At 62.6% G+C, this 21,992-nt stretch carries 21 protein-coding genes; 11 read left to right on the top strand and 10 right to left on the bottom strand.

The annotated features are described in order from the left end of the window. Positions 1 to 31 precede the first annotated feature (31 nt). Entirely contained in the window at positions 32 to 991 is a 960-nt protein-coding gene (locus tag ASF18_RS20275; protein ID WP_056354656.1) for a GDSL-type esterase/lipase family protein, read from the bottom strand. Continuing rightward, positions 955 to 2,049 (bottom strand): OpgC domain-containing protein, encoded by a 1,095-nt coding sequence (locus ASF18_RS20270; RefSeq protein WP_056354653.1) that lies wholly within the window; start codon positions 2,047 to 2,049, stop codon positions 955 to 957. Before ASF18_RS20270 ends, ASF18_RS20275 begins: the two co-directional genes overlap by 37 nt. A gap of 271 nt (positions 2,050 to 2,320) precedes the next feature. Here ASF18_RS20270 and ASF18_RS20265 point away from each other — a divergent pair, with 271 nt between their 5' ends. Next, on the top strand, positions 2,321 to 3,868 hold the full coding sequence (locus ASF18_RS20265) for an ATPase domain-containing protein (RefSeq protein ID WP_056277913.1): 1,548 nt from the start codon (positions 2,321 to 2,323) through the stop codon (positions 3,866 to 3,868). After that, positions 3,855 to 4,895 (top strand): sensor histidine kinase, encoded by a 1,041-nt coding sequence (locus ASF18_RS20260; protein WP_056277910.1) that lies wholly within the window; start codon positions 3,855 to 3,857, stop codon positions 4,893 to 4,895. The genes ASF18_RS20265 and ASF18_RS20260 overlap by 14 nt, the downstream gene beginning before the upstream one ends. 36 nt (positions 4,896 to 4,931) lie before the next feature. On the opposite strand, the gene ASF18_RS20255 is transcribed toward ASF18_RS20260, so the two are convergent. Further along, a complete protein-coding gene (locus ASF18_RS20255; RefSeq protein WP_056216554.1) occupies positions 4,932 to 5,624 on the bottom strand; it encodes a GntR family transcriptional regulator in 693 nt (230 codons plus the stop codon). A 631-nt stretch (positions 5,625 to 6,255) separates the two neighbouring features. On the opposite strand from ASF18_RS20255, the gene oxc reads away from it, so the two are divergent. Both oxc and frc (ASF18_RS20245) read left to right on the top strand, forming a co-directional pair. After that, the gene (oxc, locus tag ASF18_RS20250; protein WP_244472781.1) at positions 6,256 to 8,040 is read left to right on the top strand and encodes an oxalyl-CoA decarboxylase; all 1,785 of its coding nucleotides are present in this window, start codon (positions 6,256 to 6,258) and stop codon (positions 8,038 to 8,040) included. A gap of 195 nt (positions 8,041 to 8,235) precedes the next feature. Further along, positions 8,236 to 9,510, top strand: coding sequence for a formyl-CoA transferase (gene frc / locus ASF18_RS20245; protein ID WP_056354650.1), 1,275 nt, complete (start codon positions 8,236 to 8,238; stop codon positions 9,508 to 9,510). A gap of 359 nt (positions 9,511 to 9,869) precedes the next feature. Here frc (ASF18_RS20245) and ASF18_RS20240 read toward each other — a convergent pair whose 3' ends face one another. The 3 genes from ASF18_RS20240 to ASF18_RS20230 all read right to left on the bottom strand — a co-directional run bounded on the left by ASF18_RS20240 (position 9,870) and on the right by ASF18_RS20230 (position 12,763). Continuing rightward, positions 9,870 to 11,717, bottom strand: coding sequence for a hypothetical protein (locus ASF18_RS20240; protein WP_082487828.1), 1,848 nt, complete (start codon positions 11,715 to 11,717; stop codon positions 9,870 to 9,872). Positions 11,718 to 11,791: 74 nt separating this feature from the next. Beyond that, positions 11,792 to 12,073 carry a hypothetical protein gene (locus ASF18_RS20235; protein ID WP_056216559.1) on the bottom strand — a complete coding sequence of 94 codons (282 nt, stop codon included), beginning with the start codon at positions 12,071 to 12,073 and terminating at the stop codon, positions 11,792 to 11,794. A 282-nt stretch (positions 12,074 to 12,355) separates the two neighbouring features. Continuing rightward, entirely contained in the window at positions 12,356 to 12,763 is a 408-nt protein-coding gene (locus ASF18_RS20230) for a CBS domain-containing protein (protein WP_056354647.1), read from the bottom strand. A gap of 727 nt (positions 12,764 to 13,490) precedes the next feature. Here ASF18_RS20230 and oxlT point away from each other — a divergent pair. The 3 genes from oxlT to ASF18_RS20215 all read left to right on the top strand — a co-directional run bounded on the left by oxlT (position 13,491) and on the right by ASF18_RS20215 (position 15,857). Next, positions 13,491 to 14,807 carry an oxalate/formate MFS antiporter gene (oxlT, locus tag ASF18_RS20225; RefSeq protein ID WP_056216563.1) on the top strand — a complete coding sequence of 439 codons (1,317 nt, stop codon included), beginning with the start codon at positions 13,491 to 13,493 and terminating at the stop codon, positions 14,805 to 14,807. Between the two features lie 103 nt (positions 14,808 to 14,910). Then, positions 14,911 to 15,231: a hypothetical protein gene (locus tag ASF18_RS20220; RefSeq protein ID WP_056354644.1), complete on the top strand. Its 321-nt coding sequence runs from the start codon at positions 14,911 to 14,913 to the stop codon at positions 15,229 to 15,231. A 125-nt stretch (positions 15,232 to 15,356) separates the two neighbouring features. Next, positions 15,357 to 15,857 (top strand): DUF2867 domain-containing protein, encoded by a 501-nt coding sequence (locus ASF18_RS20215; protein ID WP_056354640.1) that lies wholly within the window; start codon positions 15,357 to 15,359, stop codon positions 15,855 to 15,857. 189 nt (positions 15,858 to 16,046) lie between these two features. Here ASF18_RS20215 and frc (ASF18_RS20210) read toward each other — a convergent pair whose 3' ends face one another. Together frc (ASF18_RS20210) and ASF18_RS20205 are read right to left on the bottom strand one after the other, a co-directional pair. After that, complete coding sequence (frc, locus tag ASF18_RS20210; protein ID WP_056217950.1) at positions 16,047 to 17,297, bottom strand: formyl-CoA transferase; 1,251 nt, start codon at positions 17,295 to 17,297, stop codon at positions 16,047 to 16,049. A 122-nt stretch (positions 17,298 to 17,419) separates the two neighbouring features. Beyond that, positions 17,420 to 17,848, bottom strand: coding sequence for a PAS domain S-box protein (locus tag ASF18_RS20205; RefSeq protein ID WP_056354638.1), 429 nt, complete (start codon positions 17,846 to 17,848; stop codon positions 17,420 to 17,422). A gap of 334 nt (positions 17,849 to 18,182) precedes the next feature. On the opposite strand from ASF18_RS20205, the gene ASF18_RS20200 reads away from it, so the two are divergent. The 4 genes from ASF18_RS20200 to ASF18_RS20185 all read left to right on the top strand — a co-directional run bounded on the left by ASF18_RS20200 (position 18,183) and on the right by ASF18_RS20185 (position 20,547). Then, entirely contained in the window at positions 18,183 to 18,626 is a 444-nt protein-coding gene (locus ASF18_RS20200; RefSeq protein ID WP_056354634.1) for an OsmC family protein, read from the top strand. 29 nt (positions 18,627 to 18,655) lie between these two features. Continuing rightward, positions 18,656 to 19,051: a nuclear transport factor 2 family protein gene (locus ASF18_RS20195; RefSeq protein WP_056354632.1), complete on the top strand. Its 396-nt coding sequence runs from the start codon at positions 18,656 to 18,658 to the stop codon at positions 19,049 to 19,051. Positions 19,052 to 19,094: 43 nt separating this feature from the next. Then, a complete protein-coding gene (locus ASF18_RS20190) occupies positions 19,095 to 19,778 on the top strand; it encodes a hypothetical protein (RefSeq protein WP_056217938.1) in 684 nt (227 codons plus the stop codon). A 400-nt stretch (positions 19,779 to 20,178) separates the two neighbouring features. Further along, on the top strand, positions 20,179 to 20,547 hold the full coding sequence (locus ASF18_RS20185) for a hypothetical protein (RefSeq protein ID WP_056354629.1): 369 nt from the start codon (positions 20,179 to 20,181) through the stop codon (positions 20,545 to 20,547). A gap of 621 nt (positions 20,548 to 21,168) precedes the next feature. On the opposite strand, the gene ASF18_RS23285 is transcribed toward ASF18_RS20185, so the two are convergent. Both ASF18_RS23285 and ASF18_RS24410 read right to left on the bottom strand, forming a co-directional pair. Beyond that, complete coding sequence (locus ASF18_RS23285; protein WP_082487824.1) at positions 21,169 to 21,411, bottom strand: hypothetical protein; 243 nt, start codon at positions 21,409 to 21,411, stop codon at positions 21,169 to 21,171. Positions 21,412 to 21,571: 160 nt separating this feature from the next. Then, positions 21,572 to 21,992: hypothetical protein (locus tag ASF18_RS24410; RefSeq protein ID WP_210166760.1), on the bottom strand; the 421-nt coding region annotated here is incomplete at its 5' end.

Genomic DNA, 21,992 nt, shown 5'->3' with positions numbered 1-21,992 from the left:
CGCGGTTAAGCCGAGCGGTTAAGGCTTTGGTTCAGGGCCCGGCGGGCGCCGTCGCGGGTAGCTTGGTCCCGGCGGATTCCTTCGGCGGCGCCAACGTCAGGGCGGGTCGCCCGGCGCTGCCCGTCGAGGCCGGATCCGGCTGGAGCAGCGACAGGGTGATCGCGCGGGTGACGTGCTCGGCCATGCAGCGCAACCCGAGATCGTTCAGCCGAAACTGGCTGCCCAGGAGATGGCCCTCGCCCTTGTCGTTGCGGCGAGCGAGGTAGCGCATCGCCTCGTAGCGCTGCACCAGGGGCACACCCTCCCGCAGGGCGACGTCCTGCACCTTGCGCACGAGGCTGGTGTAATAATCGTCCGAGGCGAGACTCGCGGTATAGACCGGGCTGACCAGTACGACGTCGATCTCATGCCCCTTGATCCATTGCACGGTCTCGTCGAGGGCCGTGCCGAAGGCATCAAGATCGACCCGGGCGAGGGCATCGTGGGAGCCGACCTGCCAGATGACGAGGTCGGGCTCCACTTCCGCAACCATGCTGCGCAGGCGCTCGCCTGCCCCCGACGCGATCTCACCTTGCAAGCCCCGGCTCTCCACGACCACGTCGACATCCGGTAGGGAGCGCTCGAGGGCGGTCTCCAGCTTGACCGGATACGTGGCGGAGGACCCGAGTCCCATCGTCGAGGCGCCGATGGCGAGCACGCGGACCGGGCGTTTTTCCTTGAGGGCCGCCTTCACCGCGCCGAGGCGGGCCAGGGTATAGAGCTTCGAGCCCGGCACCCGGCATTCCGGCGAGAGGGTCACGTCGACGGCCTCTGCATCCGGCCCCTGACCGGCGGCGACGCTCGGAGGCGACACCACGGTCGGCGGCGGACCTCCCACCTTCGCGGGCTCTTGATGGGGCGCCGGCGCCTGCGCCCGGGCGCTGCCTCCGCCGAGGGGGCAGAGGAGGGCCAGGCTCAAGGCGAGGAGACCCGCGGCTTTCGGGAGCGCCATTCGACGAACCATGCGGTGAAACCCAGTGCGAACAGGCCAGACCCTACGACGAAAACGTCAACAACGACACCGCCGCCGGCCCAGAACCGTATGAGTTGCGCGGCCAGGCTGAGCAGTGAGCCGACAGAGAAGACCGCCAGCGAATTTCGCCCCAGACTGGCGAGGAAGGGCGTGATCCATCCGAGTCGCGGGGCGAGGAATCCGTAGAGCGTCTGGAAGGCGAGGAGAACGCCGAGGAAGTGGATCACCCGCGCCGGGGACAAGTAGGTCTTGTCAAAGGTGAAGACGAGGCGTGGATCGGGAACGAGGAGGGGATCCGGCCTGAGATCGAGCACCGACAGGACGATACCGGTGAGAACGATGACCACTCCCACCGGGACGAGCCGACGCGACCAGCGCTTCAGCCAGGGGGAGGTCCGACTCCAGTCCTGCATGATGAAGCCGAGAACGAGGAGAAGTTGCCAACACAGTGGATCGAAGAACCAATCGCCCTCCCCCGGCCAGGACGGCAGGTTCCACTCGAACACCAGGCTTGAGGCATAGAGCGCGAAGGACAAGAGGAGGGCAGCGCTCCGGCTCACGCGCCCGATCAGCACGAAGACGGGTGCGATGCCGAGGAGCACGACGTAGAGCGGCAGGATGTTGAAGAAGCCCAGTTGGTGCGTCAACAGCACGAAGCCGACCATGGTTTGGATCGGATCGGCGAAGAAGCCTCCAGCATTGTGCCATTCGAGCAGCAACGGGTTATCGAGCACCAGGGCCGTGCCGGCAATCATGCCGAGGGCGAGGGCCATCGTGGTGATCTGAGCGCGGTAGACTTCGATGGTGCGCGACATCAGCCGCAGCACGGTCTTCAGCCGCGGCTCGGGGCTCCCATCACGATTGCGCGTGGCGATTCCGATCGACCAGCCGGCCAGGAAGACGAACAGCTCAGCGGCATCTGAGATGCTGTACTGCGAATAGGTGTAGCGCTCGAAAGTGTTGCCGGGAATGTGATTCACGAAGATCGTGACGAGGGCCAGCCCCCGCCAGAAATCCACCGCGTTCGGTTCGCGCATCGGGGCTCCGCACTCCGGTAGCTCGAAAGGACAGATGCGAGGCGGGCAGTATCTCGCGGCCGCGCGGCAAGGGCCGGCCCTGATACGGTGCCCTCGCGGTTCTGCAAAGGGCAACCTTCGGCGGCGATGACCGGAGGCCGAACTCGCCCTGCACGGAGGGCACGGCGGGCGCTCGGCGAGGCGCATACCCCGGCGGTGTGGCATAAATACCGGCGACGCCGAGGGGTCCCCCACCTATGGTGGATCCGATTTTCACGTTGCGGATTCATCCATGCAGACCCCCGTCGCCGGCGACGCCGCGCCGATCCCGACCGGCGTGCCAGGCCTCGACGAGATTCTCCACGGCGGCTATGCGGCCCAGCGGGCTCATCTCATCGAGGGGCGGCCGGGCAGTGGCAAGACCACCCTCGGACTGCAATTTCTCCTCGACGGTGTAAATCGGGGCGAGCGGGGCCTCTATATCACCCTCTCGGAGAGCCGGCGCGAACTCCTCTCAGTGGCCGAGCGCCATGGCTGGTCCCTGGACGGCGTCGAGATCTACGAATTGGTGCCGCCGGAGCTCAGCCTGGATTCGGAGCAGCAGCAGACCCTCATCCACTCGTCCGACCTCGAACTCGGCGAAACGGTCCGGATGGCGCTGGCCGAGATCGAGCGCGTGAACCCGGTCCGGGTGGTGTTCGACAGCCTGTCGGAGATCCGCTTGCTGTCGCAGGGCTCCCTGCGCTACCGGCGGCAGGTGTTGGCGCTTAAGAGCTATTTCCTACTCAACAACGCCACCGTGCTGATGCTCGACGATCTGAGCTCCGAGGATGACGACCTCAACCTGCACTCGATCAGCCACGCGGTCCTGCGCCTGGAACAAGTGACGCCGACCTACGGCGCTGCGCGCCGCCGGCTCCACATCATCAAGATGCGCGGCACCCCCTACGAGAGTGGCTACCACGACTTCGTGCTGAAGCGGGGTGGGGTTCGGATCTTCCCTCGCCTCGTGGCCGCCGATCACCATGCCGAGTTCGAGCCTGGGACGGTCGCCTGCGGGGTTCCTGAGCTGGACGCGGTCCTCGGCGGCGGCCTGGACCGGGGTACCACGAACCTCATCATCGGCCCTTCGGGCGCCGGCAAGTCGACTCTGGCGCTCGGTTACCTGATGGCCGCCCTCGATCGCGGCGAACATGGGCTGATCATCAGCTTCGACGAGACCTCCGGCATCCTCCAGCGGAGGGCTACGGGAATCGGCTTCGCGATCGGCCCCCACATCCAATCCGGACGCCTGCGGATCGAACAGATGGACCCGGCCGATATCTCGGCGGGCGATTTCGCCGGGCGGATCCGCGATGCGGTCGAGACCGATGGGGCGCGCGTCGTAGTGATCGACAGCCTCACGGGCTACATGAGCGCCATGAGCGGGCAGCCGCACCTGGTGCTGCAGATGCACGAGATGACGACTTACCTGAACCAGCAGGGCGTGGTGACGATCCTAGTGCTGGCCCAGCACGGGATGGTGGGGCGGATGGAGGCGCCGGTCGATCTCACTTATGTCAGCGACACGGTGGTGATGCTCCGCTTCTTTGAGGCCGGCGGCCACGTACGCCGCGCCCTCTCTGTGCTGAAGAAGCGCACCGGCCCGCACGAGAATACCATCCGAGAGTTCAGAATCGATTCGCAGGGGCTCCGGGTGGGGGCCGTGCTCAAGGATTTCCGCGGCGTGCTCACCGGCGTGCCAACCTTCGAGGGGAAGCACGCCGATCTTCTCGATGACCGGCCCGTTGCGTCGGCACAGATCACCGACAGTCAAACCGGCTCCCATGGCGCAGCCTGATCCCATCGCGCTGATCCTGGCGCCGAGCGGACGGGACGCGCGCATCGCTGCAGCGATTCTGGCTGAGGTCGGCATCGATTCACGGATCAAGGCGAACTTGGCGGACCTTGTGGCAGACCTCGATGTCGCGGCCTGCGCGGTGATCACCGAAGAGGCGCTCCTGCGCTCAGACCGACGGGCGATCGCCGAATGGTCGGAGCGCCAGCCCCCCTGGTCCGACTTTCCCTTTATCCTGCTCAGTCATCGCGGCGCCTCACCCGACGAACGCTTGAACGGCCTGCTCGGCAATGTGACCTTGCTGGAGCGGCCGTTCCATCCGGCGGTACTCGCCAACGCAGTGCGTTCGGCCCTGCGCGCCCGGCGCCGGCAGTGGGAGGTAGCGGCCCATCTGGACGAGCGCCAGAAGACTCATGAGCGCCAAGCCCTGCTGATTCGAGAGCTTCATCATCGTGTGAAGAACACCCTCGCCACGGTACAGGGCCTGCTCGGCGCGACCGCGCGGTCCACCCACGATGTCGAGACGTTCTACCAATCGTTCTCCAACCGGATCGTCTCCCTGGGCAAGACCCACACACTCCTCACGGAGGATTATTGGCAGACGGCCCCACTGCACGAGCTGCTTGAGAACGAGCTGAGCCCCTACAATGACGCCAAGAGCCAGCGCATCCGCCTCCAGGGACCGATGATCGAGTTGGCGGCCGACCTCGCCGTCCCGACCGGGATGGCGTTCCATGAACTGACCACGAACGCGGCCAAGCACGGAGCCCTCTCCGAACCGGGTGGCCGGATCTTTGTCAGATGGGATGTCGTAGCGGGTGAGGCCGGACGGCGCCTAACCCTCGACTGGACGGAGTCAGGAGGGCCGGTGGTGACACCACCGCAGCGCAAGGGCTTCGGCTCGACTCTGCTTCAGCGGGTTCTGGCACAGCAGTGCAACGCCGCCGTAACCATCGACTATGCAGAGAGCGGACTGCGCTTCCACATGGAAGCGCCGCTGCCGGAGGAACGGCTGGTCCCGAGCTACTGAGGAACCGCCGTCCGCGGGACCGCCGTCCCGACGCATTCAGTCGAGGTAGTCTCCGTACTTCTCGACGTGGCGGGCGAGGCCCAGGCCGTGCTCGCGCACGAGACGTTCGGCGCGCTCCGCATCCCGTGCTTCCAGAGCCTGAATGATCTCGACATGCTCCTTGATTGAGTTCGCCGCCCGGTCGCCCTGGCGCAGGGCCGTGTTCCGGATTCCGCGAACATGCATCAGCAGATTGCTGGTGATGTCTTTGATCACCTCGCAGCCGCCGAGCGAAATGATCTTCTGATGGAACCGGATGTTCGCATCCGAGTACTCGTCCATGTGATCGGTCGGGCGCCCCTCATAGAATTCGGGGAAATGAATACGCAGGCAGCCGAGTTGCTCGTCGGTGGCATGCTCACAAGCGAGCCGGGCAGCCATGCTCTCCAGGGCCGACCAAGCCTGGATCATCGCCACGATCTCCTTCTTCGACTTCTTGATCACGAAGACACCACGACGTGCTTCGAACCGGACGAACCCCTCCTGCTCCAGGACCGTGAGGGCTTCGCGGACCGGGGTGCGGCTGACGCCGAGATCCTGAGACAGCTTGCGCTCGTCGAGCCGGACCTCGTCGCGCTGGCTGTAAATGTTCATGTTGGTGATGGCTTCCTTCAGCGCATCGTAGGCAAGCGCACGCAAGCTCGACGTCGCGGCGAGCGGCTTGATCTGAAAGGTCGTGGACTCAACCATGCTTACACCTGGAACGATCGCTAGGACGCTGACGCGACGTCAATTTGATTAGGAACATGCCGAACCCGCTTCCGGAACACAAGGAAACCTTGGCGATTGAGCCGGGACACGATCTGAATATCCCCCCTGCAACAACAACATAGCTACGTCGACTCACCAAGGCGTGACGACGAACGGTTGCTCGTATTCCCGGAAGCAATGATTTTCTCATTCGGGGGCCGCCTCGGAGGTGCTGCCGCTGATGACCGATCCCGGGCGCGAGCGATCCGGTCAGATCCGGTTTGACACTTGGTATTTGGTATGCCACCATTCTTGGACTGACAACCGGCCGGTCGCGATTGGCAGCACTGCACCTAACACAATCCTCGAACCGGATCATCGCCCAGCGTACAATTATGCGAAGTGATCGATCGGCTGAAGACTGATTTACTCACGATTATACGCCTCATGGCTATATGAGTTGTCGAGCAATTCGACTGTGAGCCGCAGAGATCGTTGCGATCTGACTGATGCCTCGGCCGAAAACTCCGATCATTCCGGATTAAATTTAAGTCCGACGCCCACCTCAAACGTTCGAAGACACTCAAAAATAGCGCGCCACCCAACAAGAAGCGCCCCAACTGGAGGAAACATGATGGATAGAACCGCTGGCTCCGAATCCCCGCAGGCCGTCCATGACGTCGCCACCGGCGTTGGTGTCACGTCCGATCATGCGGGCGAGCAGATCGACGGCTTCCACCTCGTCATTGATGCCCTGAAGCTCAACGGCATCACCAACATCTATGGCGTGCCCGGCATTCCGATCACGGATCTCGGCCGCCTCGCGCAGGCCGCCGGTATGCGCGTCATCTCCTTCCGCCATGAGCAACACGCCGGAAACGCCGCCGCGATCGCGGGCTTCCTCACCAAGAAGCCCGGTATCTGCCTCACCGTTTCCGCGCCGGGCTTCCTCAACGGCCTGACGGCGCTGGCCAACGCGACCACGAACTGCTTCCCGATGATCCTGATCTCGGGCTCCTCCGAGCGCGAGATCGTCGACCTGCAGCAGGGCGACTACGAGGAGATGGACCAACTCGCTATCGCCAAACCCCTGTGCAAGGCCGCATTCCGCGTGCTGCACGCCTGCGATATCGGCATCGCGGTCGCCCGCGCCATCCGCGCCGCGGTTTCCGGCCGTCCGGGTGGCGTCTACCTCGACCTGCCCGCTAAGCTGTTCAGCCAAGTCATGGATGCCGAGGCGGGCACCAAGTCACTGGTCAAGGTAATCGACGCGGCCCCCGCGCAGCTACCGGCCCCGGCAGCCATCACCCGTGCCCTCGACGTGCTCAAGAGCGCCAAGCGTCCGCTCATCGTCCTCGGCAAGGGAGCCGCATACGCCCAGGCCGACGAGGAGATCCGCAACCTCGTCGAGCGCAGCGGCATCCCCTATGTGCCGATGAGCATGGCCAAAGGCCTCCTCCCCGACACCCATCCGCAATCGGCCGGTGCGGCACGCTCCCTCGTCCTCAAGGAAGCCGACGTGGTCCTCCTGGTCGGCGCGCGCCTGAACTGGCTGCTCTCGCACGGCAAGGGCAAGACCTGGGGCGCCCCGGGCTCGAAGAAGTTCATCCAGATCGACATCGAGCCGAAGGAAATGGATTCGAACGTCGAGATCGTTGCCCCGGTGGTCGGCGACATCGGCTCCTGCGTCACCGCCCTCCTCGACGGCATGGGCCAGAACTGGCAGGCGCCCCCGACGGCCTGGACCGACGCGATCCGGATCAAGAAGGAGGAGAACCTCGCCAAGATGGCCTCGAAGCTGAAGAAGAACTCTGCTCCGATGGACTTCCACGGAGCGCTAGGCGCACTCCGGACCATCGTCAAGGAGCGGCCCGACGCGATCCTCGTCAACGAGGGCGCCAACACCCTCGATCTCGCCCGCGGTATCATCGACATGTATCAGCCGCGCAAGCGCCTGGACGTCGGCACCTGGGGCATCATGGGCATCGGCATGGGGTTCGCCGTGGCTGCCGCAGTCGAGACCGGCAAGCCGGTCCTGGCGGTGGAGGGCGACAGCGCTTTCGGCTTCTCCGGAATGGAGGTCGAGACGATCTGCCGGTACGACCTGCCGGTCTGCATCGTGGTCTTCAACAACAACGGCATCTATCGCGGCACGGACACCGACCCTACCGGCCGCGATCCAGGCACCACGGTGTTCGTAAAGGACTCGCGCTACGACAAGATGATGGAGGCCTTCGGCGGCATCGGCGTCCACGTCACAACCCCGGACGAACTCTCCCAGGCCGTCAACGCCGCGATGGACTCGGGCAAGCCCACCCTGATCAATGCGGTGATTGACCCGAGCGCCGGCACCGAGAGCGGCAACATCGGAAGCCTGAACCCGACGAGCACGGTGGTCCGCAAGAAAACCGCCTAAGGCGCGAGACCTTGCCCTCCCCGGAGACGAACTCCGTCTCCGGGGACACGACACGCGCAGACGGCCTCCCGGTGGGCCGTCTCGCATGCTCCGAAGATCGTGGTATCGGCACCGTGCTGCAGGAGAGCATCCTCCACCCGCCGTCGCCCGAACGGATGCCCGTGCTGACGTCTCCCGGATAGGTGAGCCTGTGCCATGAAAGCCCTCGAAGGCGTCAAGATCCTCGACTTCACGCACGTCCAGTCGGGCCCGACCTGCACGCAGTTGCTAGCCTGGTTCGGTGCCGACGTGATCAAGGTCGAGCGGCCGGGCGTGGGCGATGCGACGCGCCAGCAGCTCCAAGACATTCCGGATGTAGACAGCCTCTACTTCACGATGCTGAACCACAACAAGCGATCGATCACCCTCGACACCAAGAATCCGAAGGGCATCGAGGTGCTGTGGCGCCTGATCGGCGAGTGCGATGTCCTGGTCGAGAACTTCGCTCCCGGCGCGCTCGCCCGGATGGGCCTGACCTGGGAGGCGATCCACGCCGCCAACCCACGCATGATCCTCGCCTCGGTAAAGGGGTTCGGCCCCGGCGCCTACGAGAACTGCAAGGTCTATGAGAACGTGGCGCAATGCGTCGGCGGCGCTGCATCGACCACGGGGTTCCGCACCGACATCCCGATGGTGACCGGCGCGCAGATCGGTGATTCCGGCACCGGCCTCCACTTGGCACTGGGCATCGTCACCGCTCTGTACCACCGCACCCAGACCGACCTCGGCCAGCGGGTCGACTGCGCCATGCAGGACGGGGTGCTCAACCTCTGCCGGGTCAAACTGCGCGACCAGCAACGCCTAGAGCGTGGCCCCCTGCCGGAATACAGCCAGTTCGGCGAAGGCATTCCGTTCGGCGACTCGGTGCCGCGCGCCGGCAATGATTCCGGGGGCGGCCAGCCGGGCCGGATCCTCAAGTGCAGAGGTTGGGAGACTGACCCGAACGCCTACATCTACTTCATCACCCAGGGCGCGGTCTGGTCGCAGATCTGCGACGTCATCGGCGAACCCGCCTGGGCGACACATCCCGACTATGCCACACCGAAGGCTCGCCTGCCGCACCTGAACGAGATCTTCACCCGCATCGAATCTTGGACGATGTCGAAGACCAAGTTCGAGGCGATGGAGATCCTCAATGCGCTGCATGTGCCATGCGGGCCGATCCTCTCCATGAAGGAGATCGCGGAGGACGAGTCCCTGCGTAAATCCGGTACGGTCGTAGAGGTCGATCACCCCACCCGTGGCAAGTACCTCACTGTGGGCAACCCAATCCGACTCTCGGCCAGCAATACCGAGATCACGCGATCTCCGCTGTTGGGCGAGCACACCGAAGAGATTTTGACCGAGGTCCTCGGATACTCTGAAGCCGAACGTCTTGAGATTGCCGAGTCCGGGGCCATCGGCGTCGTCCAGAGGATCGCCGCCGAATAGGCAGTCTCCTCAACTCGACCTCTCTTCTCCCAACTTGCGCGGCCTCGATCCCTCGACGCCGCGCTTCCCTTTAGAAGGATCATTTATCCGTCTCAACCGCAAACAGCAAAGCACCGTTTCTGTTTCCGACGACGACTTCATTGTGTCTTTCGACGGAACTTCTGTCTTGTGACAGCCAGTCAGCGACCTTGATCACGCGCCCGACCTGCAGAGCCATATGGACGAGGATCGTGACAAGAAAGGATGCGAGCACGGACGGTAGTTCAAAAACATATATTGGCGCAACATTCCCTGTTTCATCGCAAATTCACAGTGGTAGCCAGAGATCTTTCGCCCAATCCGCACCGCCGTATCTGCTCTCAGGTCAAACGCCTCAGCGTTGTTTTCTCGCCCCAGGCTCCGAGGGTGCACGCTCCACTCACCTGCAGAGCTTCACTGGATCCTGCATTTGCTTCCGCTTGCCTGATGACCCCAAGCCCTGTCAGGACTCGGTGAACGACCGGGTCGGTTTCAGCCAACGTCGGCGCGAGACTGGTAAGGCGCCCGCTGTCGAGGCGCGCGAGGACGTGGCCTGTGGCGTGATCGGCAAAGCGAATGGTGGTCATCCGGCGCAGGCAATCGCGCAGGAAACGCATCTCCCCTGGCGCATCCCGGGGTGGAACGCCGCGATAGACCGCCTGGGGATTGCGGGCCTGAATATTGATGGCCTGATACCGATCGATGTCGAGCAAGACCTGAACGTCAAGAATGTTCATTACGCCATTCGCACCAAAAGCGACGGTCCGGGGAAGACAACCCTCGGGTACACCGTTGTCCAGGAACTCGAAATGCACCTCCTTGTCCGGTCGCAACACCCAGGTAAAAAACAACCGTGGCATGCCTGTGTAAGCTTCGACATTGTGCGCCAGTAGGTCTTCCACCGCCTTGTAGCGACCGAACTGTTCGCCACGTTTCCAAGCCCGCTCGACAGTGGCATCCGGCGGCGTGATCATGAACTGCATGTAGACTTGGCGCCCGAAGCGCGTGAGGAGCTGGCTCCCAAGTTCGGTACCGGGATTGACTGCAAAACTGTCAAAGCGGAAGCGGTCGATGACGAGATGGGAGATCCGGCCAGCCTCAGCTTTCCGCGCCATGTAGCCATCGAGCTTGCGGTCAATGATCTCGACCTCGTGTCCTGTCAACGGCCCGGCATAGCGCCGCGCTGACCCGAGACTGTCGTAATCCAACAGGAACTTACGCCAGACATCAGGCGTGATGAGGGCGAAGTCGGACCAATTCAATCCCAGGGTCTCGACCAGAGCGCGCTGATAGGGACGGATGGTACTCTTGCCTGAGGCGGACGAGCCCTTCACGTTCAGGATGACAGGAGTGTCCTGCGGCTTAAGGCGCACGTAACCGCGCTTCGCCACCACTGCCTGCATCCAGGGCTCGATCAGCGCGCCGAGGGCAAGACTACCATAGCCGTTCGACACGAGCGTGACGGCAAGCCTTCCGAGCAGTGACGGGTCACGGATGAGAAAGCCACGTCGACCGATCAGACTCTCGACGACGCAACGCAGCGCGGCGCAGGCCGCCACGGCGAGAGCATCCTCTGCCGCGGCGACCCGCGCATGCCAGGCGTCAAGGTGATGCCAGACCTGATGTATAGGGTCCCGGCCAACGCAAGCAGAGCCGGAAGGTTTTGAGCTTTTCCGTCCGGTGCGGTGAGGCCAGAAACGACGCCAGAGAGCGCCGCGCGGTGGCCACCCCTCGGCGGTGTGAAGGTACTCGCCCAATATTTTGTCGATCTGGCCATCGAGAAGTTCCGCGGCTGCGACCCGGATCTCCGCATGTCGCGCGGCGATCTCTCTGCCATGTTCGGCAATACCCTCGTTCAGGATGGCAGAGACGATGGCACGAAAATTTACCCCGAGATCGCCGTACGTCTGGCCGACCGGAACGGAAAGATCAGCCATGACGCGGATCAAAACTTCGTGGACCACCAGCCGCTCAGGCCGGAAGCAGACAAGCGATGTCAATGGCAGACCACTGACATCGCTCAACTCATAGGCATCGTTGAGGGAGGTCTCGACGTTTTCCTCGCGGAAAACGGTAGCTAAGGGCAGGAGCGCGCGCGGAAGGCTCGACTCGATACCCGGGCTCCAGGGCCCGTAACAGTCCGGATCGGCGCCGTCGCTTGCCGGACTCGCCAAGGCATGGATGGTCATGCCAGTAGACTTTGCATTCTGTGATGGTCCGAACGCACGAGATTCGAGCCCAGACCCCAATCCACCGCGGGTGCTCAAACGGCCTGCGGTTCCTCAATGACCTCCAGGCGAAGCTGGTACTCTTCTCCCCAAAGCTCCCCAGCTTTCTGGTACCACGCCGCATCGAAATACTCGCGACAGAGTACCTCGCCTGTCCAAATGCAGACAGCGATCAGGCGACCGTCAATCACCTTGACGTGGCGACTGATCAGGCCGTTCGTGATACCAGTCGAGGGACACATGTCGATACTGGTCATCCCGTAGCTGTTCTCGCCGCTGAAGATTACCGGGCAGTCGAGGATTGCCAGGAAACGCATGGGGATCACTCCTTTATCTTCTTCACCACCGACGATGGCAGATTGCAGAGGCGCCGAGCGGTGATGCGCGCCGGCATGCAAACGCCAGCCTCGCCTTGCCCTACCCGTCGTCGAGCGAGCTTAAAAATGTGTATTTAAACGCATCAAGCGTCAAGTTCTGCGCATTGTTGAAGGATCTGCGATCAATCCAACTGCTTTTGCATCGCACGATTTTGTATCAATCTGTGTAATTCATGAACATCACCAAGGGGATCGGGTCCGACCCCACCTCGGACGCTGCGATTATACAGTCGAAGCGTGTGATGCATCTACAACACAATCCCAGATGCTCTGAATCGAATGAAGGCACATTCCATTCATGATCGCGATATGGTTGGTTTTATGCGTGCAAAACAGTTGCAACCGATCGGCGAGCGGCGTCCGAACGTCGGCGGAGACGAACTCCGGCGTAGTCAGCATCCAAACCAAGCTGTCGAGCGTCTCCAGGCCCTCCCTGGCCATTACGCGAAAGATCTCACGATCGCTCAGTATTCCGATAAATGAACCAGTGTCGTCGCATGGGCCGTCAACGACAATTAGCGCATCAACGTCTGGAGCGGCTAGAAGCCGAATTGCTTCCCGCACAGACCGATCCATACGAATATAGCGCACGCGGGAGGCTTCACTGCCAAGCTTCTGGCGCGCGCTCATGGCACCGCTCCTCTGATCTTATGGCATTTTTCACTCGCGAGCCTGGTATACAAAATATTTTCTGTCAATGAGTGGGGCGAAATATCATGCCGGAATGAGAGACAGATCTGCTGCTTTGTCGTTTCAAACTCGCGAACCGGCTTTGAAGAATCTTCCCCGCCTGGATGGCAAACAACAGTTTTCGCCTATCTGCTTGCTGCACTGCGTCATCGCGCACCCGTCCCCAGTGCAGGACCGCAACTAAAACGATTGGGACATCACACAATGCTCACGTGCGGATGCGCCGCCAGCATGTGCTTCGACCGGCACTATCGCGCATTAGGCGGCGAGGTAACTTCCTCTGCACATAAGCTTATCCGGCATCTGGGTATCGTCGAATAAGGATTCTTGCGTTTCGACGAGACGACACGCTGAGGTATCGCCAGGATTCAAATATCGTCTGCGCTCAGATCGCTGGTGCCCGTGCAAAGCAAGCAGATCGACCGCCTGGAAACACTAAGAGCGATCTCGCGGATGGAGCGAAACTACCAGCATTTGGCCACCACGCTGCAGTGCGGGATCGATTTCTCGGCAACCAACTCTTGACGATTGGTTCGCAGAGAGAGAGGCTGGTATTCCACATACCAAGCCGGCGATAAGTCCGGCGGTCAACGGCCCCTACGCTCAGCATCGGACGAAGAGCCGATCGCGTATCTCGTTTCATCAAGAGCCTATCGGAGGAAAAGCCATGTCGAGGGTGGAAACTACAACCGAGCACGTATCCGACAGTTATCGATGGGGTCAGCTCGTCATTGGCGTCATCTGCATGGTGATGATTGCCAATCTGCAATACGGCTGGACATTCTTCGTCCCCGACATTCAAAAAAAATTCGGATTTGATCGCGCCGCGATCCAATGGGCATTTACCCTGTTCGTGTTGTTTGAGACTTGGCTCGTTCCGGTCGAAGGCTGGTTCGTCGACAAGTACGGCCCACGGGTCGTAGTCCTATTCGGTGGTCTCCTTTGCGGGATCGGCTGGGTGATCAACTCCTACGCCAGCACCCTGAATATGTTCTATCTTGGCCAAGTCGTCGCCGGCATCGGCGCGGGCGCGGTCTATGGCACCTGTGTCGGCAGCGCCCTGAAATGGTTCCCGGACAAGCGTGGTCTCGCCGCCGGCATCATCGCCGCGGGGTTCGGTGCCGGCTCAGCCCTCACCGTCGCGCCGATCCAGTGGATGATCGCCGATCATGGTTTCCAGGCGGCGTTCTTCAACTTCGGCATCGGCCAGGGCCTCGTGGTCGCTGTGTTGGCTTTCTTTTTCACCTCGCCGAAGAAGGGGCAAGTTCCGGACGCCGTCGCGAACACCAACGTCATCCAGACCCGACGCAACTACACCCCCGGTGAAGTCGCTCGGCAGCCGATCTTTTGGCTGATGTACTTCATGTTCGTTATCGTGGGCGCAGGCGGCTTGATGATCACCGCCAACCTCAAGCCCATCGCTGCCGATATCGGCGTCGACAAGGTGCCGGTCACGATTATGGGCATCACCATGGTCGCCATCACCTTCGCAGCCACCATCGATCGCGTACTTAATGGCTTGACCCGCCCGTTCTTCGGCTGGGTCTCGGATAAGATTGGTCGCGAGAATACCATGTTCGTCGCCTTCGCCATGGAAGGCTTCGGCATCTACATGCTCTACCTCTGGGGCCATGACCCCCTGTGGTTCGTGCTGCTCTCCGGCTTCGTGTTCTTCGCCTGGGGCGAGATCTACTCCCTCTTCCCCTCGACCTGCACAGATACCTTCGGTACGAAGTTCGCTGCGACCAATGCGGGCCTGCTCTACACCGCGAAAGGCACCGCCGCGCTCCTGGTTCCGGTAGCGAACTATCTGCAGCAGGCGACCAACAGCTGGGACGGCGTCTTCCTGGTCGCCGCCGGCGCCAACATCCTCGCCTCGCTCCTCGCCATCGCGGTACTGAAGCCCTGGCGTAAGCGCGTGGTGGCGCAGGCGCTCGCTGTCTCCGACGAGACTAAGCCAGCCCCCCGCATCGTCGCGGCCTGACAACCCAACTGAAGCGCCGAAGAAAGAGCCGCGGGGGCCGGACGCCAAGTCCTGGCCCCCGCGCCCGTTTCAGCCCACCCGATCGTCTCGCAGGAGATCTCCGATGCCGCCGACCTGGCGCCCGATGCAGACGGCCCCGCAGACCGTCAACCGGATTTGGCTCAACCACCTGACCCTAGGCCCGATTCTTGCGGAAGGCCTCCCCGGCCGCTGGTACTCCCCGAGCGCGACGCGTCAGGTCTGGCGCTGGTACCGCCCGGCCGAGCCAAACGCCCTGGAGCCCTTCAGCGGCTGGCTGCCCTACGATGCGCTCGCAGCGAACGGGATTGACGGCACCACGACGATGGACGATCCAAAGGACCGCTTCGCCATGTCATCCCACCTCGCGGGGCAGCAAGACAAGCCCGCATCCCTCAGGGTGTAGGTCGCGCGTGCGATGACAATACGGTCGGCGATGTATGCCGCATTTCCCGCCACACCCATCGTCCCATCCGGACCTCCGCATCGGCCATGTTAGACTTCGGCCACCGCCCAGGTAGGAGAGAAAGCTTGGCTGAGGCTCCACCGGTCCGACTTCTGCGCCCGCGCGAAGAGCTCGACTATAACGACACGCAGTCCGTAATCCTCCCGACGGCTGTCAGCCCGCTCGATGTCTGGAACGCTATCGCCTCGAAGCCGCGACCGCTGATGACCCTCGCCTTTCGCGTGAGGGATGCGATCGCAATCCGCTTCGGCGTCAAGGCCATCGGCGGCTTTTCCAGGGAGCGGCGGACCCATGTCTGCACGGGGGACAAACTGGATTTCTTCTTGGTGGAACAGAGTACGCCGGACATGCTCGTCCTCACCACGCGGGACCGGCATCTCGACGTCATGATCTGCTTCGCGACAGCTGGTCGCCGTCTCACGATCACCTCGTCGGTTGTGGTCCACAATGCGTTCGGCCGGGCCTACATGGCGCCAGTGGGGCCGATTCACCGGATGATCCTCGCCGCCGACCTGCGGCGCCTCGGGACGTCCCTCGCGCAAGATGCGTCTCGCTCCGGCATCTAACCCGTCACTGCGGCCGCGTGCCTGGATTTCCATGCCGCGGTCGTCCGGGCCGATGACGGACAAGCCGTATGGGCGAGCCTCGCTCCGGTACCAGAAAACGGAAACGGCGCGCCTCAAGGCGCGCCGTCTTATTTGATTCAGCGGCCTGTCCGAGAACTGGCCGTTGGCGTCTCCGTTTCAGACGCCGCCTCAGACGGCGCGGGCCTGGTGCAACTGCTCGATCTGCTGCTGGGTGTAGCCAAGATCGAGCAAGACTTCGTCGGTGTGCTCGCCGAGCAGCGGGGAGGCCTTCACCTCGACCTGCATGTCGGAGAACTTGATCGGGCTGCCGACGGTCAGGTACGAGCCGAGCTTCGGGTGCGGCACCTCGACAACGGTGCCGCTGGCGCGCAGCGACGGATCGTTGGCGATCTCCTTCATCGACAGCACCGGTGAGCACGGGATGTCGAACTTGCGCAGGATATCGACGGCCTCGAACTTCGTTTTGTCGGCGAGCCAAGCCTCGATCGTGCCAAAGATGTCCATGATCTTGTCCTGGCGGGCGCGAGCGGTGTTGTAGGCCGGATCGTCGATCCACTCATCCTTGCCGATCGCCTTACAGATCGGGGCCCAGGCATGACCCTGGATCGTGAAGTAGATGTAGGCGTTCGGATCGGTCTCCCAGCCCTTGCACTTCAGCACCCAGCCTGGCTGTCCACCGCCACCCGCGTTGCCGCCGCGCGGCACCACATCCGAGAACTCGCCGTGGGGGTACTGCGGGTATTCCTCCAGGTAGCCGAGGGCATCGAGACGCTGCTGGTCGCGCAGCTTGACGCGGCAAAGGTTGAGCACCGAGTCCTGCATCGAGACAGCGACCTTCTGGCCCTTGCCGGTCTTGTTCTTCTGGTGAAGCGCCGTGAGAATGCCGATCGCGAGGTGCATGCCGGTGTTCGAATCACCGAGAGCCGCGGCGCTCACAGTAGGCGGGCCGTCCCAGAAGCCAGTGGTGGAGGCCGCGCCGCCGGCACACTGCGCCACGTTCTCGTAGACCTTCAAGTCCTCGTAGTGGTGGCCATCCGAGAAGCCCTTCACCGACGCCAGGATCATGCCGGGATTGAGCTCCTGGATGCGGGACCAAGAGAAGCCCATGCGGTCGAGGGCGCCAGGGCCGAAGTTCTCGACCATGACATCGGATTGCTTGATCAGGTTCTCGAGGACTTCCTTGCCCTCAGGAGTCTTGGTGTCGAGCGTCAGGGAACGCTTGTTGGAGTTAAGCATGGTGAAGTAGAGCGCGTCGGCATCCTCGACGTGGCGAAGCTGCGTGCGCGTCACGTCGCCGGCCCCAGGGCGCTCCACCTTGATCACGTCGGCGCCGAACCAGGCCAGTAGCTGGGTACAGGCCGGACCAGCCTGGACGTGGGTGAAATCGATGATCTTGATACCCTCGAGCGGCTTGCTCATCGTGGCGTTCTCCCTGTTGGCTCAGACGATTGTCGAAGTTCGCGGCTTGCCCGGTCGATCCGGGTTCTGGGTTGGCCGGAAACCCGTGGTGGGTGATCCCGGCGGTCTGTCGCGCCTCGCCCTCAGGCGACGCGGGATTCGAGGGCCGCCAAGCGGCGGCGTAGTTCACGCTCGTCGTTCCAGCGCTGGGTTTCATCGCGGATGATCGCGGCGATACCCGTAACGGCGTTGTCGAAGCCGTGGATCAGCCCGACCGTGAAGGCGATGGAGAGCGTGTGGCCATCCTTATGGATGGCTGGGACTCGCAGGACGTCGGCACCGTACTTGGTGACGCCCGTCTTCATGGTCTTGGCATAGCCCTCCCAGTGGCGCCGGCGCTGACGCTCCGGGGTGATGAGATCGAGAGACTGACCGACCGCCTCCTCCGCCGCGTACCCGAAGATCCGCGTCGCGGCGGGATTCCACACGGTGATCGCACCGCTCGTGTCCGACACCACAACGGCATCGCCGGCTGCTGCCACCAGGACAGCAAAATCGATCGGGCTCGTCATGCGCTGACCCTCATCTCCCTGTCCGTGCTGCGGATATCGTCTCCGTCGCCCGGTTTATCGACCGGGCGGGCTCGAACCTGGGGCGAGACGATGGTCATCCATCGGCATGGAACACTCCCCTCTTTGTCCGTCAGACTTGAAGCCGTTCGATGGCGTCGGAAGGACTTGGTATTTTTCGCTGTTTCGATCGTTGGTATTTGGTATGCCAACGTAGATAAGGTGTCAACTCGCGGAGCTGACGTCAATTGCCCCAGGGAGCTTGGGCCTTGGTGACAGCGTTCTCGGATGACGCCGGCACGCTGCAGGCAACGAGAATCGGCAGGGGAGAGCCGCCATGGGTCCAGGCCCGAGCATCACGATCACGCAGATCGAGGGCTACAAGTTCGCGATCGATTTCGGTGGGATCCTGCCCCACCTCATGGTCGATGAGGCCATTCCCATCGGCAGCGGCGAAGGCCCGTTCCCCGAACAGCTCCTCGTCTCTTCGGTGACGAACTGCCTGTGCGCCAGCCTCGTCTTCGCGCTCGGTAAGTATAAGCAAGAGGCCGGCGGCATCCGGGCCGAGGCGCACTGCGAGGTCACCCGCAACGCCGAGAACCGTCTGCGCATCGCCGGCATCGCGGTCGCGATCAGCCTCGGGGCGACCGCCGACTCCGTACCCCGCATCGACCGGGTGCTGGAGCAGTTCCAGCGCTTCTGCACGGTTTCCGAAAGCGTGCAGGCCGGCATCCCCGTCGTCGTCTCTGTCCGGGACAGTGCCGGCACGCTGCTCACCTGAGCCTTATGCTTTTTCAAGAAGGAGTCGCCATGACGACATCACCGAAAGTCTACGGCCAGAACCCGCCGATCGCCCACGAGCCGGAAGACCTCGCCCGCCTCTTCAATGAACGCGCCAATGCAGGCGACGTGGACGGCCTCGTTGCCCTCTACGAGCCCGATGCGGTGCTGGCGGCCGGGAAGGTCGTGGCCACCGGACACGGCGAGATCCGGCAATTCTATGCCGACCTCTTGGCGCGCAAGTCTGGTTTTCCGGCCGCCGAGACCCTCCCGGCGATCCGGAACGGCGATCACGCCATGACCTTCGCGCGACTGCCCAACGGGACGATCTCGGCTGAAACCGCACGGCGCCAGGCCGATGGCGGATGGCGCTGGCTGATCGATCAACTGAAGATCAAGCCCCTCCAGGCGGACAAGGCCGGTTGACTGACGCCTCCCCTCCGACTGCTTCCGAAACCCAGAGTCCCGCATGATCGATCCCCGCCTCGCCGGCCGGCTCGCCTTCGCGCACCGGCTCCCCACCAAGGAGCCTCTTCCCCCCGGTCGCCATTGTCTCGGGCTGTTCGCCGAGCGGGACGCGATCCTCGTGGTACCCGAAAGCGTCGATCCACGCCGGCCAACACCTCTCGTGGTCCTGTTCCATGGTGGCGGCGGCAGCGCAGAGAAGATCCTGCCGATGCTGGAGGCCCATGCCCAAGCGCGGGGCTTCCTACTGTTGGCACCCCAATCGATGTTCCCGACTTGGGATCTCGTCATTGGCGGCCATGGACCCGACCGCGAGCGTGTCGACGAGGCTTTGGCCGAGGTGAGCACCCGTTACCTACTCGATCCGACGCATCTGATTTTCGCGGGCCACTCGGATGGTGGCAGCTACACGCTCTCCCTCGGCCTAGCCAACGGGCATGTGGTCACCCATCTCCTCGTCTCATCGGCCGGCTTCCTGTCCGTTCACCTGCAATCGGGCGTTCCACGGATCTTCCTTTCCCATGGAATCCGCGACGAGCAGATTCCGATCGATCGCAGCGCGCGGGTTCATGTCGCCCGGTTGCGGGAGGCCGGATACCCGGTCATGGCAGTCGAGTACGACGGCCCCCACGCCTACAGCCCAGTCATCGTCGCGCAGGGCGTCGATTTCGTTCTCGCCGCAGCATAGCTGCCGGAAACCGCAGGTAGCGCGGAGATCCATCCCGTCGAATCCGGTACGGGCCCTCTCTTTTATTTTGGTGCAGTGCATCGCGGATCAGCAACCTACTCTGGGACCAGCGCAGTCACCACTGAACCCAGCTACCGCGGTAACCCCATCCGCCGGCGTATTCATGCCGACTGCACCAGGGAATGCAGGCCTGCCAGACGGATCTGGCGCCCCCCCCCTTGGCAGATCCGATGCGTGCGGTCCTGCGTGTTTGCACGATCATCCCGCCATCTTGAAATATGCCCGTAATTCACAACGCAGCCTCCCGGACTTGACGATCGCGCTGCTTTTAATCCGATTTTTACAAGATGAGTCTTCTCTAAGGTCAGACTAGACTATCCTGGACTGGGGTGCATACGTGATGGAAGCAGCCGAGAAACCCGTCCTCGTGGATTCGCTCGATCAGGAAGCGGAGCGGATTCGGAATATCTTCAGCACTTCGTTCCCCCATTCGAGCGACGATCTGAATCGTCTGATTCCCGAGAACTTTACGGATACGTTGTCCCGTAGGTCTGAGCCCGCGCCGAAGGCGGAGACCGACGAGTTCGACTGGTCGATTACGCTTGCGAACATCGAAGCGATCGTCGATGCCAGTAACGCTAGCAAGAGCTCGGTGGCTGACGCGGAGCGGCGGGCCGAAATTGCCGAAGCCAAAGCCCGGGAGGCGATCCATTGGCTCCGCCTTCTCCATGAAGCCGTCCTGAAGGGGATGCCTGCTCCATCTGTCTAGGGCATCAGGCCTGCCCAGGATCACCGATTCTTCAGCATCGCGACGGTTGGAACGCTGGCAGCGTTGCGATCGAGAGCGACTTCGCGTGCCCCTCGGCGCTCAGCTACCGTGGCAGGGGCCGCGAAAAAGATCCTCCGAAGCCTTGTGCCGAAACAGCGTCCGCCAGCGTCGTCGTCGATGCTTCGGGCGACTGTGGTTGATGTGGCAGTTCTGACAGGAAGCGACGAGGTTCATGCCCGCATTGTTAGCGATGGCTTGATCGCGATGCGCCGTCACCAGAACCACGTGTTGAGCGTACCTGCTTGAGGCCGACAGCTGTCCCAACCGAGACGGCGACCGCTTGGTCGGCGCAATCCCAGACCGTTGTCGCGACATCCCATCAGCGGCCATCACCAAGATGGAAGACGACCTCTCGATAAGCCGCCCACTCCCTCGCAACGATCGCGCGCTCGGAGCGGATCACGGCCGAAAGTTCCGGCCAGTCGATTGCATAGAAGGCGAGGTCTACGCGGCGGATTGGCATCACCAGCAAAAGGCCACGCATTTCGGGGACTGAAAAGTGCCCGATCTCCAGTCGGTCCGACTTTGGCGGATGCGGGGGCGATCGAGACCGTCGGCGCGTTAATCTGTGTGGCTCGAAGGTGCCTGCCATTCCACCCCAGCATGTTCGCGGATATCACCCGGTGCACTTCCGGTATCGGCATCGCTCGCCCAGCCGCTGGGTTCTGCGACATCAACGATCTCGTCTTCCGGATACGCAGCTTCCAAGAACAGCCGCGCTTCCCCTTCAGCAGCGGCCCGAACGGTCACCAAGGGCTTTGTCCCCGCGGCGGAACGGATCTTGGCAATGAACAGCTTCGTCATGGTCAACCTTCCTGAACGATCCCCTCCTCTCACAGAGGGCAGCGGTGGCGAACAACAAGGGATTCCCGCCCCACCATTCAAGGTTACCGCTGACGTCTGATGGGAAACGGTTGCCTGCCTGGAACGAGAACCGCAGCCGTCGTGATAAAACTTGAGCTTATCACCGATGGTTTTCACGATTTTCACGCGCAGCAACTTCAAAGATGCAGACGCTTTGATCGGGACGCAGATGCCAAATCATGTGATGGTCGATAGGCGGTCGGAGCGGCCCACGCTGCAGTCGCGCGGTGCGCGTATCCTCATCGAGCTTGCCAATCCTGCGAGTTGTGCCCTCGTTGACCGCTCGTTGGGTGGAACACGATCGCGGGTCGTTGGCGTTCTGGGAATCCCCGATCGTTTCGTCTTGCGAATTCGATCCGTGAAACTTCGGGTACGGGTGGCTTGGCGCAACCCTGCCGAACTCCGCGTTGCGTTCGAGGGAGATTAATTCCCACACGGTCACGAAGTCAGTCCATCTTCTAGGGTCTGTCGTCGCCTGAACGTATTGGTTTGGCTTTCGTTTTCGTCTCTCTGATGCAGGA

This window comes from Methylobacterium sp. Leaf89 (assembly GCF_001422215.1).
In the GTDB taxonomy this organism is placed as follows: domain Bacteria; phylum Pseudomonadota; class Alphaproteobacteria; order Rhizobiales; family Beijerinckiaceae; genus Methylobacterium.
This window is presented reverse-complemented; position numbering and strand designations above follow the sequence as displayed.

Coding starts and splice junctions, on each gene's coding strand:
- frc (WP_056217950.1), bottom strand. CDS start 17,297: ATGAGCAAGCCGCTCGAGGGTATCAAGATCATCGATTTCACCCACGTC.
- ASF18_RS20265 (WP_056277913.1), top strand. CDS start 2,321: ATGCAGACCCCCGTCGCCGGCGACGCCGCGCCGATCCCGACCGGCGTG.
- ASF18_RS20235 (WP_056216559.1), bottom strand. CDS start 12,073: ATGCGTTTCCTGGCAATCCTCGACTGCCCGGTAATCTTCAGCGGCGAG.
- frc (WP_056354650.1), top strand. CDS start 8,236: ATGAAAGCCCTCGAAGGCGTCAAGATCCTCGACTTCACGCACGTCCAG.
- ASF18_RS23285 (WP_082487824.1), bottom strand. CDS start 21,411: ATGACGAAGCTGTTCATTGCCAAGATCCGTTCCGCCGCGGGGACAAAG.
- ASF18_RS20205 (WP_056354638.1), bottom strand. CDS start 17,848: ATGACGAGCCCGATCGATTTTGCTGTCCTGGTGGCAGCAGCCGGCGAT.
- oxc (WP_244472781.1), top strand. CDS start 6,256: ATGATGGATAGAACCGCTGGCTCCGAATCCCCGCAGGCCGTCCATGAC.
- ASF18_RS20275 (WP_056354656.1), bottom strand. CDS start 991: ATGGCGCTCCCGAAAGCCGCGGGTCTCCTCGCCTTGAGCCTGGCCCTC.
- ASF18_RS20230 (WP_056354647.1), bottom strand. CDS start 12,763: ATGAGCGCGCGCCAGAAGCTTGGCAGTGAAGCCTCCCGCGTGCGCTAT.
- ASF18_RS20260 (WP_056277910.1), top strand. CDS start 3,855: ATGGCGCAGCCTGATCCCATCGCGCTGATCCTGGCGCCGAGCGGACGG.
- ASF18_RS20200 (WP_056354634.1), top strand. CDS start 18,183: ATGGGTCCAGGCCCGAGCATCACGATCACGCAGATCGAGGGCTACAAG.
- ASF18_RS20240 (WP_082487828.1), bottom strand. CDS start 11,717: ATGACCATCCATGCCTTGGCGAGTCCGGCAAGCGACGGCGCCGATCCG.
- ASF18_RS20255 (WP_056216554.1), bottom strand. CDS start 5,624: ATGGTTGAGTCCACGACCTTTCAGATCAAGCCGCTCGCCGCGACGTCG.
- ASF18_RS20220 (WP_056354644.1), top strand. CDS start 14,911: ATGCCGCCGACCTGGCGCCCGATGCAGACGGCCCCGCAGACCGTCAAC.
- ASF18_RS20185 (WP_056354629.1), top strand. CDS start 20,179: ATGGAAGCAGCCGAGAAACCCGTCCTCGTGGATTCGCTCGATCAGGAA.
- ASF18_RS20195 (WP_056354632.1), top strand. CDS start 18,656: ATGACGACATCACCGAAAGTCTACGGCCAGAACCCGCCGATCGCCCAC.
- ASF18_RS20190 (WP_056217938.1), top strand. CDS start 19,095: ATGATCGATCCCCGCCTCGCCGGCCGGCTCGCCTTCGCGCACCGGCTC.
- oxlT (WP_056216563.1), top strand. CDS start 13,491: ATGTCGAGGGTGGAAACTACAACCGAGCACGTATCCGACAGTTATCGA.
- ASF18_RS20270 (WP_056354653.1), bottom strand. CDS start 2,049: ATGCGCGAACCGAACGCGGTGGATTTCTGGCGGGGGCTGGCCCTCGTC.